This window comes from Achromobacter pestifer (assembly GCF_902859625.1).
GTDB lineage: Bacteria > Pseudomonadota > Gammaproteobacteria > Burkholderiales > Burkholderiaceae_B > Achromobacter > Achromobacter pestifer.
Genome location: NZ_CADIJX010000003.1, coordinates 247,438 through 263,751 on the forward strand (window position 1 = coordinate 247,438; position 16,314 = coordinate 263,751).

Below are 16,314 nucleotides of genomic sequence, written 5' to 3' on the forward strand. Positions count from 1 at the left end.
CATATGAGGCCCCATACCTCTCTGCAGGCGACCCTGACCGTCGAAGAAGTCGAACGACTAGCGCTGGAGGTGCGGCAAGCCCTTGCCGCCGCGAAAGCGAGCGGCGATGTCGTCTTGATGGACTACGACTCGGAGTATCTGAAGAACAAGCTCTGGACCAAGACGATCAAGCCCCGCATTCTCAGACGCGACAGCAGAAGTGATCATGCCGCCGCTGGATGCTGAAAACGTCGTTTTGACCACCTACCTGCTGTGGCCTGCAGGAGAGGTGGTCGAATCGCTAGCCCGATTTATCGAACGCGCCACCACACCGAGAGCTTGACCTTCTACATGACGTCTCCGCCAAGCCTGTACTCCTATAGCCCACGGTGCGCCGCGGAAAATTTTCGTGGGCGTCACCGACCTCGGCCTATGTCCCGTAGGAGCCTTCGGAAGGGAATGCCGCGAGATTGAACGGACTAACGGGGTGGGTAGACTTCGGTCAGCCGGACACCACTGCGTCCGTTGCCGTCAAGCTCCAGCACTCTAAGCGGGCGAGCCCTGCCTTCAGGCGTCTCAACCAACTCGACGCCGGCGAACTTCTCGATAAGATGGCGAGCCAATGCACGGCTCGAAGTAGTAATGACAAGATTGAGGAAGTGGCTGCTCTCAAGTACCGTCGCCCGCAAGATATCGAGTAGCCCGACACGATTGAGATCGTCGAGGTGTGTGATTGGCTCATCAAGAAAGAATGTACCCCCGAGACTACGCGCCCGCGCTAGGAACAACGCGAGCGCCAAGTCCTGCCGCTGTCCTTGGCTGAAATCCTTGCCAGGGTCGAGTTGCTGACCTCCGGCATCAGCCAGCCAGTGAAGGAAGTCGCGGTCATCACCGAGGTTGATACGATCGAAAACGCGATTGGCGTGCATGCGTGCAAAAAGCGGATTGACGACACGACTGAGATCCTCCACCCGCTTCCGACTCATTGTCGTATAGGCATCGTAGAAGACCGCCCGTGCGCGTTTGGACGCGGCGATCTGGTCGCTCATTCTCTTCTGCCGATCAAGCGATGGCTGGAGTGCTTGGCGCAGATCCCTGAGTCTCGCTCGCCGGGATTCGGCCGACCATGCTGACCGCGCAGCCTCGATGTGACCCTCGGCGCGCAGTAGCCGTTGTGCTTCGGCCGCAAGATGCGTCTTGAGCGCAGATAGTTCGGCGTCCGTCCGGTCAACTCCTGGAGCGGCCTCTTCCCAGGCCGCGCGCAAAGCAGCGAGATCCGCCGAATTCTGCTGCAGGGCTTGGCGGCACTCGCGCAGATTTTGTTGCGTGGAAGCGTAGCTTGCACGCAGTTGGTCGCGCTCCTTTATCGTATCCTCGATGTCTTTCGCCAGTCCAGCAAGCCGGAGCTGAATAGCGCGGTCATGTTCCGAGAAAGTCTTATCGAGCTGATCGAGCAAGTCTGAGACCTGCACCTCTGGCGCAAGAAGTTGGTCTGACCCGCCTAGAAGTGTGGTGGAAAGGCGGTCGCAATCGGCAAGGAACTCTGCGAGGGCATCGGCAACATCAATACGTAGGCGCGCGACCCTCGCCATCTCTGGGGTAGCACCTTCAGCGAAACCGAGTCGCTCGCTCTCGCGACGTCGTGCCTCGGCGGCAGCAAGCAGGCTTGCGCGCTCCTTTTCCAGCACATTAATCTGGTTCTTAGCGGCAAGCGCTGCGTCCAACCGCTCGCGCGCAACCCGCGCAGCATCCGAGGCAACTGCTGCCGCTGTGCGCGCCACTTCAATGAACTCCGGTGCGGCCGAGAGCGTGGCGGAGATAGCAGAGCGCAGTTGCGCGGCGTCGCCCCAGTCATGCGAACATGTCGGACATTTTGCGGCATCGACGCCGTGGTCGTGTGCGAGGAGCGCGCGCGCAGCTGCTTGCAGACGTGCCACCGGATCGGCCGTAGCATCAAGGAGAGTCGACGCGGCTCGCGCACGGACATCAGCCCCTGCGACGTCGCTTCGCAAGGTCGCGAGTTCTTCCTCAGTTGCCTCTCCCGTACGGGTTGCCGCTATCTCCGCATCAAGCAAGCGCTCGCGCTGAATTTGATCGGCAGCATTACCGATCGCCGTCTCAAGGGCAACCAAGTCTCCGCGCCGCTGCGCGCGCGCGTCGGTGTTCCACTGGCTCTCGGGATAGAGATCCGAAAGTGCGCCGAGTGTCTGTGGACGCCCGTCCAGCGCACCCGTATCGAGAAGCGTGGCCAGAAGGACAGCGCTCAGGTGCGATAGCCGATCTTTGGCTGCAGCGAGTGCGCGGGCTGCGTCGCTCGTCACAGCACGCTGTGAGCTGCGCTCGGCGACGCTAGCCGCTGCGTTCCTGCTCTTCTCTTCGACTTCCGCAAGCGATCGCGATAGCCGTGCTTCGAGCGCAGTGCCTTCGTTCACCGCCAGTTCCAAGGTGGAATACATGCTCCACTGAGCTTCTACTCGCTGAGCACCGAATGTACGTGCATCCACCGCGTGACGCTGGCGGCCGTGAACGGCGGCTAATGCTCCGAGCACATCGTCGAAACTCGATTGCTCCAGGGCTTGATGTAGTTCATCCGTCGCAAGGAGTTCTGCGGCGGCATTTGCCTCGGAACGCGCAGAGGTTGTGCTTGGCGGATCGGCCGCCTCTGCGCCAGCCATAGACTGTTCCAGGGCATCCGCTTCGGCAGATTGCCGCTCGACGAGTGAGTTTAGTGCGCGAAGCCGAGATGAGAGTTCATTCGCAAACTTCTCGCACTGGCGCTCCGCGTCGAGAAGATGGCGAATGCCCAGCAGGTCGGCGAAGACCTGGGTTCGTCGCTCGATCGTTTCATCGTCGGTATCAATTAGAGCGGCGAGCGCCTCTGCGCTTAGAAACCGCGTCCCCTTGAGCCAGCGCTGACGCAAATTGATTGCTGTCAGATGATGTGCCTCGTCCGCTGCGGCCGCGGGCGCAAGTAGAGCTAGTAGTTCGTGTGGGCGGTACGCGGTCGCGTTCGCTCGATCACTCCCGAAGGTCGCCGGCGATTGCACGCCCTCCGCCACTCGTCTGACGAAACGCCTTTGACCGCCAATAACTATGTCGGCGCTTGTGGCAGGGCTATCAGTCTCCTTCGCAAACTTGGAGCGGAGCACTGTCGCGTCGAAGCCCTTGCCTTCTTTCAACCGCTCGACCTGGCCGGTCAAAAGCCATTCGGTGGCCTCGCACATTGTCGTCTTGCCGGTTCCGTTTGGCGCGAACACCAGCGTTAGCGGCGCGCTGAAGTCGAACAGCGTCGTTTCGTTGATCCCACGAAAGTGGGCGACACTTAAAGAAGAAAGACGAATGCCTCGCATCAGGTGGCTTCCTCGTGACGCAAGATCGCTTCAGAGACCCCAATGGAAGCGAGTTCGGTCCATAGAGCCTGGGCCTCGGTATCGAGGTCCGGCCATCGCAGTTCCGGTCCAGGTGCTGCCGCCGCATCAGGCAATCCCAAGACAGTAACGTCGGCGACACGGCGCCATCGGCCAGCCTCGTGGTCTACATCGTTCGCCGAGGATGGCCAAATCAAATGCTTGCGGCAAACCTGCGCCGAAAGCTCCAGGCGTCGAATATCTTCCAAGGCCTGTGGGTCAGGGGCTTGCGGAAGTGCTAGCACGAGATAGCCATCGATCGGACGGCCGCGCATGCTGCGTTCGCTTTGAACGAGAAGCTCGTCGAACCACGCTTGGCCGACAGCCGCTGCTTGGTCCACGGACGTTGACTCGCTTGCCCCGCAGGGCCAGAGCAGGAGGCGCGCGTAAGAGGAGAACCACAACGTCGTCCCTTCGGGCGGCTGGAGTGCTGTAGCCGGGCGCGGGAGATCCTCTGCCCGCACGAGGCCAACCTTCGTGCAGAGTTCGTCGAGCTGCTCGCGCGCGGTGGATAGACCTACAGGGTCGATGCCGTCCGTCATCAATTCCCCTCCGAGAAGAAGGTGCCGATATGATTAAGCAGCGTGGTGACGCGCTGATTGTCCTCGGTGGCGTCATAGTCAGCATAGACTGACGCGACGTGTGAAAGGCTGAGGCCCGCCACGCGCCGCATACCTTTGGCGGTTGTGATGTCGCCAGCGACAGGTGAGAGCGATCCGGTGGCAAAAAGCTCTGTGCTGACGGCAGGTGCGACGCTGATGTCGTCGCGCCGATCCACGTCAATCTCGCCATCAGCGAGATCGCCCATCCGTGTAGATCCAAACACCACGAGGTAGGGATGCATTCCACCTTCAAGCCGCCATGCGGAAAGATGACGTTGCAGAGCCCGCGGCGATTCGCTGGGAGAGCGCCACACAAGAAGGTGAAGATCCTGCGCGTCGATACGCAATTGTCCAGCCATACCAGGACTAAGTTGCCACCCGATTCCATCAATCGACTTCAGCGTCGCGAGCGCATGGAGCCCCGCCTTGAGCGCACTAGTTACTTCAGCGTCATCAAGTGCATCGGGATCCATTGGCTTAGCAGGTCGGATTCCGTCCAGGGTGGATTGGAGTATGGACGCCGGATCGGGCGGGGCGCCGCATCGTAGTTGCTCATCAACTTCTCGAACGCCAATGGTTAATCGTGGCGCACAGCCGGGGCCGGGGGGATGCCGGCGTAGAAATCGCGCAATCTCGCAGGCAGCAGCGACTGGCGCGGTCGCGATGGGCGCCACAATGCCATCGGCATGGATCGCGCAGGCCATATTGCCACGCCAGATAAAGTTCCCATTAACAGGGTTGTACGGCGCCCAAGCGACTATCCCTGCAGTAACCGATGGATGCGTCTGGCGCACAACTGCACCGGCAACACCTTGAGCGTTGAGCGCACGCGCTGCAGGCAGATTTGCTTGCCCCCGCGTCATTGCGCCATAGGGGGCGAACACACCGCTCAGACTGCGCCACCGGTCATGGCTCTCGTTCGCCACCGGCTCATCGTGCGCTACATTGCAGAGTGCGACGACGCCCGATCGTCCGGCCAACACGACGTTGAGTAGCGAGTCGATCGCAACCGCCCAATTTTGATTGAAGCCGGTCTGCAGAAGCGATCCCACGACGAGTGTCGGCCGGTCGTTGGAGAGATTCATCAGCATACTCTGGAGACGTGCTTGCGGCGATGCTGGATTCTGTGCGGCTGGCTGCACCAGGTCGGCGCAGATCAGCGGCAACAGATCGAGATCGTCGAACCGCAGATGAAGTAGCGTCGCGCCGGTTTGTATATCTGGGATTGCGACTGCCTCGAATGCCTGTTGAAGGACATTTTTCAGGTATGCGATGCAGTGCGTGGAGCCGTTGGGCTCGTGAACCCAGCACCACCCCCCGTTTACCCGCATGGCGCCGCTAATGGGATGCTGGTGCTGTCGCCACGACAAGTGGCGCACGGTGCCTACTGGATCATCACTGATATGCCAATCGAGCACCGTCTGACCGATCGAGGCTCCGAAGCCGGTCAACAGTACGAGGGGCCGATTGGCCGCCCGTACGATTGCATCGACCTCTGCCCAGTCATTGGAGCCAAGGGCATATTCAGGAGCGACCACAAGGACTGGCCCACCACCCGGCATTAACTGCTGTAGCACTGGCTGCGGGTGTTGTGGGCCTCCGACAAGCAAATCGCGCAACACCTTCACGGCGACCGGTCGGGTCGCATCATGCAATGCACCGTCGACCGTCTCAGAAAGCTGAAGAAGGCAGACGTTGAGCCCAGCTCCCGCGCGAAGCGCGTACTCGACATCGACCCGAGTGTGGCCATCAGCGAACTGGAAATTGAGGTTGGGCACGTTGTGGAGCAGCATCCATGGTGGTTACACAAGGATACTCGGAGCTAAGCATCAAGGGCTACATCTATCGAATCGCTCTCCATGCGGCGCATGGTGGCCTACTCGGTGCCAACGCCACCCAGGTGCTCTTTTGTGGCCGCGATCAAGGCTGCGGCGCTGCAGTTCAACGCTTTGGCAAGCCGCAGTATCAAGGCAAGGTTAGGCATGTATGCGTTGAATTTGCGAGAGTACTGTTGCGTCCCTCCTTGAGTTCCAGCTTGCGCTGGGCCAGCCACCGGAGGTAGACGGCCTTGAAGCTGTTTTCATCCGCCAAGCGCACGGCCTGACGCTTGCGCTTGCGAGCGACCTTGGGATTGATCCCCTTGGCCAGCAGCGCATGGGCCTCGTCGCGTTCCTCGCGGGCCTCGCGAAGGCCGACCGCAGGGTAAGTGCCGAGGGACATGAGTTTCTGTTTGGCCGCCCAGTAGTAGCGGAAGTGTCGGGACTTGCCAGATGAGTCAGGTGATTCATGGTGTGCCCGTCAACCTCGCCTCCCAGCAACAATCCGGTGCCGGCCGCGTCCGTAAAAATGAACTTAAAAGTCCCGGCTGTGGCTGGATTCCAGTGGGCATCGCTGGAACGAAAAAAGGGGGCAAAAGCCCATTTGTTCAATAAATTACAGACGTCGGTGGACTTCTGTAGATCCGAATCTGGAGCGGGTAACGACGCGCAAACGCCACGATATGCAAGGTTACAGATCGGCCGGGAGCAATACTGTATATTTATCCAGTATTCATGTTCCTGAACGCGGGTCACCATGGCCGAAGCCATCTTGCTATCTCCCGAACAAATCCATCCCGCGCTTTGGCGGGCCTCCCAGTTGTCCCGCACGCCAGGTCGCTACCTGGCGACGGGATACCCTGAACTCTCTGCCCAATTGCCGGGCGGCGGCTGGCCGCGCGGTCAACTGATCGACGTGCTCGTCCAGCAGCCCGGCGTGGGCGAAATGCGCCTGCTCCAGGCTGCGCTCGCCGATACTGATGCGAGGCCGATCATGTTGATTCAACCGCCGCACCCGCCGCAGGCGAGCGCCTGGGCGGCCTGGGGCAGTGATCCCGGCCGACTGCTGTGGGTGCGTGCGGCGCGCGGCGCCGACGCGCTGTGGGCCGCCGAACAGGCGGTGCGCAGCGCCGCCTTTGCGGCGGTCGTCCTGTGGCAGGATGTCGCGCGCGGCGCAACGCTGCGCCGTCTGCAGTTGGCTGCTCAGCAGAGCGATGCCTTGTTCGTGCTGATGCGGCCGTTGGCAGCCGCCAGTCAGGCCTCAGCCGCGCCGCTGCGTGTGGCGCTTCGCCCGGTCCCCGCCGCTGTGTCCGTGGACATCCTCAAACGCAGAGGTCTGCTCTGCGACCGTCCAATCCTGGTTCCGCTATACCCGCAGCGCCGTCTTTCCGAGAAACATCATGCGAGTATGGATGGCCGTGCGGTTGACGCACGCGAGCCTGGACACGCTGTTTCCACGCTGGCGAACTGAAGCGGTCGTCATCCTGGAGCGCGGCCAGGTCCGCGCCTGTTCGCCCCTGGCCGAGCAGGCCGGCGTGCGCGTGGGCCTGCGCGCCAGCGGCGTCAATGTTCTGTGCCCGACCGCCGCGCTGATCGAGTACGACCCGCATGCTCAGGCACGTGCGCGCGACGACGCCGCGCTCGCCCTGTTGCAGTACACGCCGGAGGTGGCACTTGCAGACGCGGATACCGTGCTGCTGGATGTCACCGCCAGCCTGAGCCTGTTTCGCGGCATTCGGGCGCTATGTCGTCGGGTTGGCGCGACCGTGCAAGGCCTGGGCCTGAGCGCGCGCCTGAGCGTGGCGCCCACGGCCGGCGGCGCCTGGCTGCTCGCCACCGCATCCGGTGCACGGCGGCGGCGGACGCTGAAATTCTTCACCCTGGCCAAGCGGCTCGACGCCTTGCCCTGCATCAGCATGCCGGCTGCGGCCCGGCATCTGGACTGGCTGACGGGCATCGGCTGCGACACACTGGCCGGTCTGCGCCGTCTGCCACGCGCAGCGCTGCAGCGCCGCACGCATACGCAACTGCTGCGCGAACTCGATGCAGCTTACGGCGAGGCACCAGAGTTGCACGCCTGGGTGGTCGCGCCGCCCGTCTTCGCCGGGCGCATCGAGTTGCAGGAGCGCATCGAACACGCGCAAGGGGTGCTGTTCATAGGCCGGCGCCTGGTCGAGCTGCTGTGCGGCTGGCTCGTCGCCCACCACCAGGCGGCGACCCGCATCGTGCTGTCGATCGAACATGAGCGCGGGCGGCATGCGTGCGCACCCACCGACCTTGATATCCGGCTGGCTGAGCCGAGCTGGACGCCGGCGCGCATGATGCCGCTGCTCACCGAACGGCTGGGAAGGCTGAGCTTGCCCCAGCCGGCCATCGCGGTGGTCCTGCAGGCGGCCGATCTGCAAACGATGGCGCCCGCGCCAACTGACCTGTTTCCCGAGCCGGGCGCGAGCGCCAGCGACCGGGCGCACGTTCTGGCGCTCCTCGTCGCGCGTCTGGGGCGCGAGAACGTCTTGCAGGCGAGTCCCGTCGCCGACCATCGGCCCGAGGTCGCGAATCGGTGGGTGCCCATCGACGAGACGGCGGCGCCGGCGCGCTACGCGCAAGGGGCGACGCGCCCCTGCTGGTTGCTGCAGACGCCGATCGCGCTGATCACGCGTGATCATCGTCCGTTCTACGGTGCGCCACTGCGTATCGTCCAGGGGCCCGAACGCATCGAAGACGGCTGGTGGATCGGCCTCGCGGGTGGTGGTCTGACCGTGCGCGACTACTTCGTGGGCGAGGGACCCGATGGCGCACGCTACTGGCTGTTTCGCGAGCGTGGTACCGCTAGCGGTTGGTTCCTGCATGGGCTGTTCGGATGACGCGCCATGCTGCCATCGATCCTGCCTCCCTACGCCGAGCTGCAATGCACGAGCAACTATAGCTTTCTCAAGGGCGCCTCGCACCCCGAGGAACTGGTCGTTCGCGCCATCGAACTGGGCTACGCCGCGCTGGCGATCACCGATGAATGCTCCGTCGCCGGTGTTGTTCGTGCCCACGTGGAGGCGAAGAAACACAAGTTCCCGCTCCTTATCGGATCGAGCTTCACGCTGCGCAACGCTGACGGCAGGCCTGCGATCCAGTTGGTGGCGCTCGCACAGACCCGGGCCGGCTACGGCAATCTGTGCGAATTGATCACCCTGGCGCGCAACCGCGCCCCGAAGGGCGAGTACAGATTGCTGCCCTCTGACCTGGACCATCCCGCCGAGCCAGCGCACGCGCACTTGCAAGGCTTGCCCGAATGCGTGGTGCTGCTTGTGCCCGAGTACGGCGCGCCGTTCGAGCGACTGTTGGCTCAGGCGCAATGGGCGGAGGCAACCTTTGGGGCACGCTGCTGGATGGCCCTCACGCTGCTGCACCGCGCCCAGGATGACCGGCACCGGACGCATGTGCTGGAGGCGGCCCGGCACTGCCATATGCCGGTGGTGGCGACTGGCCAGGTGGAGATGCACATCCGTTCACGCAAGCCGATGCACGATACGTTGACGGCGATCCGGTTGCGCACCAGCATCGCCGAATGCGGTTTCGAGCGCGCTTCCAACGCCGAACACCATCTCCGCTCGCGCCTGCGCCTGGCCAACCTGTACCCGCGGGAGTTGCTGGAAGAGACCCTGGAGGTGGCGAGCCAATGTCCGTTCAACCTTGACGAGTTGCGCTACGAGTATCCCGACGAGATTTGCCCGCCAGGCCTGACGCCGGCCGCGTATTTGCGCCAGGAAACCTACATCGGTGCGCAGCGACGATTCCGGCAGGGCATTCCATCCTCGGTGCAGGATCTGATCGAGCATGAACTCGCCTTGATCGCCGAGCTGAAGTACGAGCCGTATTTCCTGACCGTCTACGACATCGTGGCGTTTGCCCGGAAACAGGGAATACTTTGTCAGGGCCGCGGCTCGGCGGCCAACAGCGCCGTGTGTTACTGCTTGGGGATCACAGAGGTTGATCCCGCGCGCGGCAATAGCTTGTTCGAGCGCTTCATCAGTCGCGAGCGCGGCGAGCCGCCCGACATTGACGTGGATTTCGAGCATCAGCGGCGCGAAGAGGTCATCCAGTACATCTACGACAAGTATGGCCGCGAGCGCGCCGCGCTCACGGCTGTGGTCATCAGCTACCGCACCAAGAGCGCGCTGCGTGATGCCGGGCGCGCGCTCGGCGTCGATCCGATGCTGGTCGATGCCGTCGCCAAAGCCCATCACCACTGGGATGGACGCGCAAACCTGGCCGCGCGCATGGCCGAATGCGGGCTGGATGCCGAATCGCCCGTGGCGCAGCAATGGATCGTCCTGGCCGAGCGACTGCTGGGATTTCCGCGCCACCTGTCACAGCACCCTGGCGGCTTCGTGATCGCAAGAGGCCCGCTGTGCCGGCTGGTGCCCATCGAGCCGGCCGCTATGGAAAACCGAAGCGTGGTGCAGTGGGACAAGGACGATTTGGACGCGGTCGGGCTGCTCAAGGTCGATATTCTGGCGCTGGGGATGCTGAGCGTCATCCGCCGGGCGTTGGACTTCGTTGCGCAGCAACGCGGTGAACCGTTCGAGCTACAGGACATCCCCGCCGAAGACAGTGATACCTACGACATGATCTGCAAGGCAGACACCATCGGGGCGTTCCAGATCGAGTCGCGCGCGCAGATGTCCATGTTGCCGCGCCTACAGCCGCGTGAGTTCTACGACCTGGTGATCCAGGTCGCGATCGTGCGGCCAGGCCCCATACAAGGCGGCATGGTTCATCCCTACCTGCGCAGGCGACAGAAGTTGGAACCGGTCACTTATCCGAGCGATGCGGTGCGCACCGCCCTGGAGAGGACGTTGGGCGTACCTATCTTTCAAGAGCAGGTCATGCAGGTCGCGATGCTCGCCGCGGGGTTCAGCGCGGGCGAGGCCGACGAACTGCGCCGTTCGATGGCCGCCTGGAAACGCAAGGGCGGACTGGCCCGCTTCTACGACAAGATCGTCAGCGGGATGACCGAACGCGGCTACGACCCCGCATTCGCAGAACAGCTTTATCAGCAGATCCAGGGATTCGGCGAGTATGGCTTTCCGGAATCGCATGCGGCCAGTTTTGCGCTGCTTGCTTACGCCAGTTGTTGGCTCAAGCGCCACGAACCGGAGGCGTTTTTGGCCGCGCTACTGAACAGCCAGCCGATGGGCTTTTACTCGCCATCGGCACTGCTTCAGGATGCTCGACGCCATGGCGTGACCGTGTTGCCCGTTGATGTCACGCGCAGCGGTTGGGAAGCCCAGTTGGATGCCGTCGTTGAGGCCCGGCCGGCTGTGCGTCTGGGCATGAACCAGATCAGTGGCATGGCGCGGGAGGCAGCCTGGCGCATCGAGGAAGCACGTGCGGTGCATCCGTTCACATCGGTGGCCGAGTTGGCCCGCCGGGCGAGCTTGAATCGACACGACCTGCAGGTGCTGGCTGGCGCCGACGCGCTGCGGGCGCTGGCCGGCCAGCGACGCGAGGCCCTGTGGGACGCCGTGGTGAGCGCGCCGGAGCGCGGGCTCCTGCGCGAAGCCGAGATCCGGGAGTCGGACCGCCCGGCATTGCCGGCGATGAGCGAAGGTCAGACGCTGGTCGCCGACTACCGGCACCTGGGCTTGACGCTCGGGCGCCACCCGCTGGCGCTATTGCGCGCACGGCTGACGCAACTGCGGTTCTCCTCGTCCTCACAACTGCGCGTCCTGCCGAACCGCCGGCTGGTACGGGGCGCCGGCATCGTCACGGTGCGTCAGCGTCCCGGTACCTCGAAGGGCATCGTCTTCGTGACACTGGAGGACGAAGACGGCCAGATCAACCTCATCGTGCGGCCGGACCTGGTGGAGCGTCAGCGCAAAGAATTGCTGACATCCCGCCTGCTCGGGGCGTACGGCACATGGCAATCCGAAGCCGGGGTACAACATCTGGTGGTGGGCCGACTGGTCGATCTGACGGCGCTGCTGGGCGAACTGCCCACGGGCAGCCGGGACTTTCAATGAACAAGGTTGGCCCGGCATCGGCATCCCCGGTCAGATTTCGCCAGCCCAGCCGGCAGTCGCGGGCGGGGAGACCGGAAGCCCCTCCGCCCAAGCGTTCGATTGGGTGGCTAGGGTTCGTGCTCCTTCGTATACTTTTAACGGTCCCGCCTCGCGCCTTGCTGGCGTCCGGAATCTTGTGAGACAAACTGGACATGAACGCAGCGATTGAGTGGCGAAAGGTCGACGACTATTACTGGTCCGGGCCACCCGGTTGGACGATCTGCCGCGTCTGGCTGCAAGGTCGTTATCGCCATGAACTGTGGCAAAGCGAAGGTCAACCAAGGCTGGTCGGCACCGGCGAGACCTTTGCGGATGCGCAAAGGCTTTATATCGAGCTAAAGGCGTAGGCCCCGGACCAGGGATATCTACGTCGGGCACATCCTCGCACGCGTGACAGCCGCCGCTCGCTGTTGCCGTGAGGCACTCGCGTTCGGCGGGGCGGACTGGATGGATGGCGGCCTCGACGCGACCGTAATCACCCTGGCCTAGATTCGTTGCATGCGAAGCTGCATGGGCAAGACGTCGTCGAGTGTCGGCGCGGACCGGTGTGTGAGAGAGTGTATTTTTATGTAACGTCCGGCGTGTTCCGGCGCTCAGTGAAGCTGTTTGTCATGATTCCCGCAAAATCCCTACCGCCACGGTAGGGTGTGCGGTGCTAAGTTGTCTGTTCCAACAAAGGAGAGCGATCATGAGCGATGACAAGAGCAAAACCGCGCTGGACCGCAAGCTGATCAACCTGAGCGAGCCCTACGAGGTGCGCGACTGGACTCAGAGCCTGGGAGTGAGCGAAGAAGAACTGCGCAAGGCCGTCGCGGCGGTCGGCAACTCCGCCGACAAGGTGCGCGAACACCTCAAATCGCGCAACTAGGCTGGAGCCGACCATGGCTGACGACGACGGCAAGGCCCCGACCTCCACCCGGACCATGTGGAAGGGGGCCATCAGTTTCGGCCTGGTCCACATTCCAGTCGGTCTGTACTCCGCGACGGTGACTTCGGGCATCGACTTCGACTGGCTGGACAAGCGCAGCATGGAGCCAGTCGGCTACAAGCGCATCAACAAGGTCACGGGCGAGGAAATCGCCAGCTCGGACATCGTGAAGGGCGTCGAGTACGAAGACGGCCGCTACGTGATCCTCTCGCCCGAAGAGATCGCGGCCGCGTTCCCCAAGACCACCCAGACCATCGAGATCGAGACGTTTCTCGACGCGGATGAAATCCCCTTCGTCTACCTGGAGCGGCCGTACTATACGGCGCCCCTGAAGCGTGGCGAGAAGGTCTATGCGCTGCTACGCGAAGCGCTGCGCAAGAGCAACAAGGTCGGCGTCGCCACGGTCGTGATCCAGACCAAGCAGCACTTGGCTGTGTTGATCCCTTGCGGTCGCGCATTGATCCTGAACCTGCTGCGTTGGGGCGGCGAGATCCGTTCCTTCGAGCAGCTCAACCTTCCGCCGCTGGATGCCAAGGCTGCAGGCATCAAGGATGCGGAGATGACGATGGCGATGCAGTTGATCGAAGACATGACGCAGAAGTGGGACGCCGACAACTTCCGGAATTCGTTCGCGGACGAAATCAACAAGCTGATCGAAACCAAGGCCGAGGCTGGCGAAATCGCCGACGTCGTCAAGGTGGAGCGCGAGTCAAGCGTACCTGCGGGCGCGGACGTGCTGGACTTGACCGCGCTGCTCAAGCGCAGCCTGGACGGCGGCAAGAAATCCGGCTCGGCCCAGGGTGCGCCTGCCTCGGTGACGGCTTTACCTTCGGCAAAGCGCGCGCCAACGAAGAGCGCGCCGGCCAAGAAGGCACCGGCCAAGAAGACGCCTGCTGGCAAGGCGGCGAAGACCGCCCCGCCGAAGAAAACCGGCCGCCGCACCGCCTGACGCCTTGGCGAAGATTTGAACATGGCCGACTTCCTGGCGCTCTACAAGAAGAAGCGCAACTTTGCGCTGACCGCCGAGCCCGCCGACGGCGGTGCGCCGAACGAGCGGGCGCCGGCATTCGTGGTTCAGAAACATTGGGCCAGCCGCCTGCACTACGATCTGCGGCTTGAACTCGATGGGGTCATGAAGAGCTGGGCGGTCCCCAAGGGCCCCAGCTACGATCCCAAGGACAAGCGCATGGCGGTCCAGGTGGAAGACCACCCGATCGCGTACAACCAGTTCGAGGGAGACATTCCCGCCGGGCAGTACGGTGCGGGCAAAGTCATCATCTGGGACGAAGGCAGTTGGACCCCGCCGCAGGACGCGCGCAAGGGCTACCGCGACGGCATGCTCAAGTTCGAGCTGCACGGCGTCAAGCTCAAAGGAAAATGGGCGCTGATCCGGATGAAGGGTCGGGACGAGAAGCAGCCGCCATGGCTGCTCATCAAGGAAAAGGACGAGTTCGTACGACCGGCTGCGGAATTCAGCGTGGTCGATGAGGCGCCCGACAGCGTTGTGCCGCTGCGCAAGCCCGTCACGGCGGCACGCACGGTGACCAAGGCGATGAAGGCCACCAAGCGTCCTTCCGGGCGGTCCAAGGCACCTGTGTCGCCCGCGCCGGTCCTGCCAGGCGAGGACGCCGAGTTGCCTGCCACGCTTGCGCCGCAGTTGGCGACGCTGGTCGATGGTGTTCCCGCCGAACCCGCGGATTGGTTGTTCGAGATCAAGTTCGACGGCTACCGGCTGCTGACGCGCGTGGAAGGCGAGTCGGTCAGGCTATTCACGCGCAATGGCAACGACTGGACGCACAAGCTGGAAAAGCTCGCGACGGCGATCGGAAAACTGAAGCTGTCCGCTGGTTGGCTTGATGGCGAGATCGTGGTGTTGAACGATGCGGGTGTGCCGAGCTTTCAGGCCCTCCAGAACGCGTTCGACGCTGCCCGGACGGCGGAGATCGTCTACTACCTGTTCGATGCGCCGTACCTCGGCGGTCGCGACCTGCGCCGGGAACCGCTGGAAGTCCGGCGGGAGTTGCTCCGGCAATTGATTGGTGATCGTGCGCCGCCGGCCCTGCGTTTTAGCGAGGCGTTCGACGTAGCGCCGCGGGACCTGGTCGCCTCTGCTTGTCGGATGGGCCTGGAGGGGGTGATCGGCAAACGCCGAGGCTCGCCCTATGTGACGCGCCGCTCAGACACCTGGATCAAGTTGAAATGTGCCAAACGACAGGAATTCATCATTGCCGGGTACACCGATCCCAAGGGATCCCGGTCCGGCTTTGGTTCGCTGCTCCTGGCGGTCAACGACGAGCATGGCGGGTTGCGTTACGCGGGCAACGTCGGCACCGGCTTTGATGAGAGGACGTTGGGCGATATCAAGAGGAAGCTCGACGCCTTGGGCACGTCGAAGAGTCCCTTCGCCAGCCCCACTGACCTGGATCGAACCGCCCATTGGGTCAAGCCGCAGTTAGTCGCGGAAGTCTCGTTCGGTGAGTGGACGACCACAGGCCGCATTCGGCATTCCGTGTTCCGGGGCCTGCGCAGCGACAAGCCGGCCAAGGCCATTACCCGGGAGAAGCCGCACCCGGTGAAATCTGTTGAACCCGAGGCCCCCGCGCAGCCCAAGTCCGGCCGCTCGGCGCCGTCGACCTCCACCCAGCCCCTGCGCGTGACGAACCCAGACCGGGTCATTGATCCGTCCACGGGTCTCACCAAGCTCGACGTGGTGCGTTTCTATGCGCTGGTCGCGCCCCTGTTGGTCGAGCACTTGAAGGCTCGTCCAGTCTCCCTCGTGCGCGCGCCATCGGGGATTCAGGGCGAACTGTTCTTTCAGAAGCACCTGGAGGGCAAGATGCCGGGCGTGAAGGCGCTAGATAAGGCGCTCGATCCGGATCATCCGTCCATGCTCGAGGTCCCCTCGCCGCAGGCAGTGGTTTCGGCCGCGCAGATGAACGTGATTGAGTTTCACACATGGAATGCAGTGAAGACGGCGATCGGCAAGCCTGACCGCATGACGTTTGATTTGGACCCCGGCGAGGGCGTGCCATGGAAGACGATGCTGCAGGCGGCCGAATTGGTACGCACGTTTCTCTCACAACTCGGCCTCACGTCTTTTGCCAAGACGAGCGGCGGCAAGGGGCTGCACGTCGTGGTGCCGTTGAAGAAGCAGTACGGGTGGGAAACGGTCAAGCCGTTCTCGCAGGCGATCGTCCAGCACCTGGCGCGAACGTTGCCACAGCTGTTCGTCGCCAAGAGTGGACCGCGCAACCGGGTAGGCAAGATCTTCATCGACTATCTGCGCAACGGTTTTGGCGCGACAACGGCCTCCGCGTGGTCTGCCCGGGCACGCCCGGGGCTGGGCGTGTCCGTGCCGGTGCACTGGGACGAGGTCGGCGCGATCAAGAGCGGCGCCCAGTGGACCGTAGCCAACATCCACACGCGCCTCGATCAGGGCAACGCGCCGTGGGAGGGCTACGCGCCGCAGACATTGGGCAAGGCCATGAAATTGCTCGATTTCGAATCACCCACTCGGTGATCGGC

At 63.2% G+C, this 16,314-nt stretch carries 11 protein-coding genes and 1 pseudogene; 8 read left to right on the forward strand and 4 right to left on the reverse strand.

All coding sequences use genetic code 11. The features are described 5' to 3' along the window. The first annotated feature begins 3 nt into the window (after positions 1-3). Entirely contained in the window at positions 4-225 is a 222-nt protein-coding gene (locus tag HV753_RS12790) for a hypothetical protein (protein ID WP_175174866.1), read from the forward strand. A 233-nt stretch (positions 226-458) separates the two neighbouring features. On the opposite strand, the gene HV753_RS12795 is transcribed toward HV753_RS12790, so the two are convergent. The 4 genes and pseudogenes from HV753_RS12795 to HV753_RS12810 form a co-directional block, all read right to left on the reverse strand. Continuing rightward, entirely contained in the window at positions 459-3,329 is a 2,871-nt protein-coding gene (locus tag HV753_RS12795; RefSeq protein ID WP_175174867.1) for an AAA family ATPase, read from the reverse strand. Beyond that, a complete protein-coding gene (locus tag HV753_RS12800) occupies positions 3,329-3,928 on the reverse strand; it encodes a hypothetical protein (protein WP_175174868.1) in 600 nt (199 codons plus the stop codon). The genes HV753_RS12795 and HV753_RS12800 overlap by 1 nt, the downstream gene beginning before the upstream one ends. Further along, positions 3,928-5,781, reverse strand: coding sequence for an ABC-three component system protein (locus HV753_RS12805; protein WP_175174869.1), 1,854 nt, complete (start codon positions 5,779-5,781; stop codon positions 3,928-3,930). Before HV753_RS12805 ends, HV753_RS12800 begins: the two co-directional genes overlap by 1 nt. A 205-nt stretch (positions 5,782-5,986) precedes the next feature. Further along, positions 5,987-6,250 (reverse strand): annotated as a pseudogene (locus HV753_RS12810) (integrase arm-type DNA-binding domain-containing protein); the annotation flags it as partial. 312 nt (positions 6,251-6,562) lie between these two features. On the opposite strand from HV753_RS12810, the gene imuA reads away from it, so the two are divergent. From imuA to ligD, 7 genes are all read left to right on the forward strand, one after another. After that, complete coding sequence (gene imuA, locus HV753_RS12815) at positions 6,563-7,276, forward strand: translesion DNA synthesis-associated protein ImuA (RefSeq protein WP_175174871.1); 714 nt, start codon at positions 6,563-6,565, stop codon at positions 7,274-7,276. Then, positions 7,206-8,669: a Y-family DNA polymerase gene (locus HV753_RS12820; protein WP_175174872.1), complete on the forward strand. Its 1,464-nt coding sequence runs from the start codon at positions 7,206-7,208 to the stop codon at positions 8,667-8,669. Before imuA ends, HV753_RS12820 begins: the two co-directional genes overlap by 71 nt. A 6-nt stretch (positions 8,670-8,675) precedes the next feature. Beyond that, positions 8,676-11,822, forward strand: a complete 3,147-nt coding sequence (locus HV753_RS12825; RefSeq protein WP_175174873.1) for an error-prone DNA polymerase — start codon at positions 8,676-8,678, stop codon at positions 11,820-11,822. Positions 11,823-12,013: 191 nt separating this feature from the next. Then, positions 12,014-12,208, forward strand: a complete 195-nt coding sequence (locus HV753_RS12830) for a hypothetical protein (protein WP_175174874.1) — start codon at positions 12,014-12,016, stop codon at positions 12,206-12,208. 341 nt (positions 12,209-12,549) lie between these two features. Beyond that, positions 12,550-12,729, forward strand: a complete 180-nt coding sequence (locus tag HV753_RS12835; RefSeq protein ID WP_175174875.1) for a DUF3606 domain-containing protein — start codon at positions 12,550-12,552, stop codon at positions 12,727-12,729. Positions 12,730-12,742: 13 nt separating this feature from the next. Further along, complete coding sequence (ku, locus tag HV753_RS12840) at positions 12,743-13,738, forward strand: non-homologous end joining protein Ku (protein ID WP_175174876.1); 996 nt, start codon at positions 12,743-12,745, stop codon at positions 13,736-13,738. Between the two features lie 21 nt (positions 13,739-13,759). Then, positions 13,760-16,309, forward strand: a complete 2,550-nt coding sequence (gene ligD / locus HV753_RS12845) for a DNA ligase D (protein WP_175174877.1) — start codon at positions 13,760-13,762, stop codon at positions 16,307-16,309. Positions 16,310-16,314 lie beyond the last annotated feature (5 nt).

Bases quoted from the DNA above. Each gene is read 5' to 3' on its own strand.
- HV753_RS12790 (WP_175174866.1), top strand. From the start codon at position 4: ATGAGGCCCCATACCTCTCTGCAGGCGACCCTGACCGTCGAAGAAGTC.
- HV753_RS12795 (WP_175174867.1), bottom strand. From the start codon at position 3,329: ATGCGAGGCATTCGTCTTTCTTCTTTAAGTGTCGCCCACTTTCGTGGG.
- HV753_RS12800 (WP_175174868.1), bottom strand. From the start codon at position 3,928: ATGACGGACGGCATCGACCCTGTAGGTCTATCCACCGCGCGCGAGCAG.
- HV753_RS12805 (WP_175174869.1), bottom strand. From the start codon at position 5,781: ATGCTGCTCCACAACGTGCCCAACCTCAATTTCCAGTTCGCTGATGGC.
- imuA (WP_175174871.1), top strand. From the start codon at position 6,563: ATGGCCGAAGCCATCTTGCTATCTCCCGAACAAATCCATCCCGCGCTT.
- HV753_RS12820 (WP_175174872.1), top strand. From the start codon at position 7,206: ATGCGAGTATGGATGGCCGTGCGGTTGACGCACGCGAGCCTGGACACG.
- HV753_RS12825 (WP_175174873.1), top strand. From the start codon at position 8,676: ATGCTGCCATCGATCCTGCCTCCCTACGCCGAGCTGCAATGCACGAGC.
- HV753_RS12830 (WP_175174874.1), top strand. From the start codon at position 12,014: ATGAACGCAGCGATTGAGTGGCGAAAGGTCGACGACTATTACTGGTCC.
- HV753_RS12835 (WP_175174875.1), top strand. From the start codon at position 12,550: ATGAGCGATGACAAGAGCAAAACCGCGCTGGACCGCAAGCTGATCAAC.
- ku (WP_175174876.1), top strand. From the start codon at position 12,743: ATGGCTGACGACGACGGCAAGGCCCCGACCTCCACCCGGACCATGTGG.
- ligD (WP_175174877.1), top strand. From the start codon at position 13,760: ATGGCCGACTTCCTGGCGCTCTACAAGAAGAAGCGCAACTTTGCGCTG.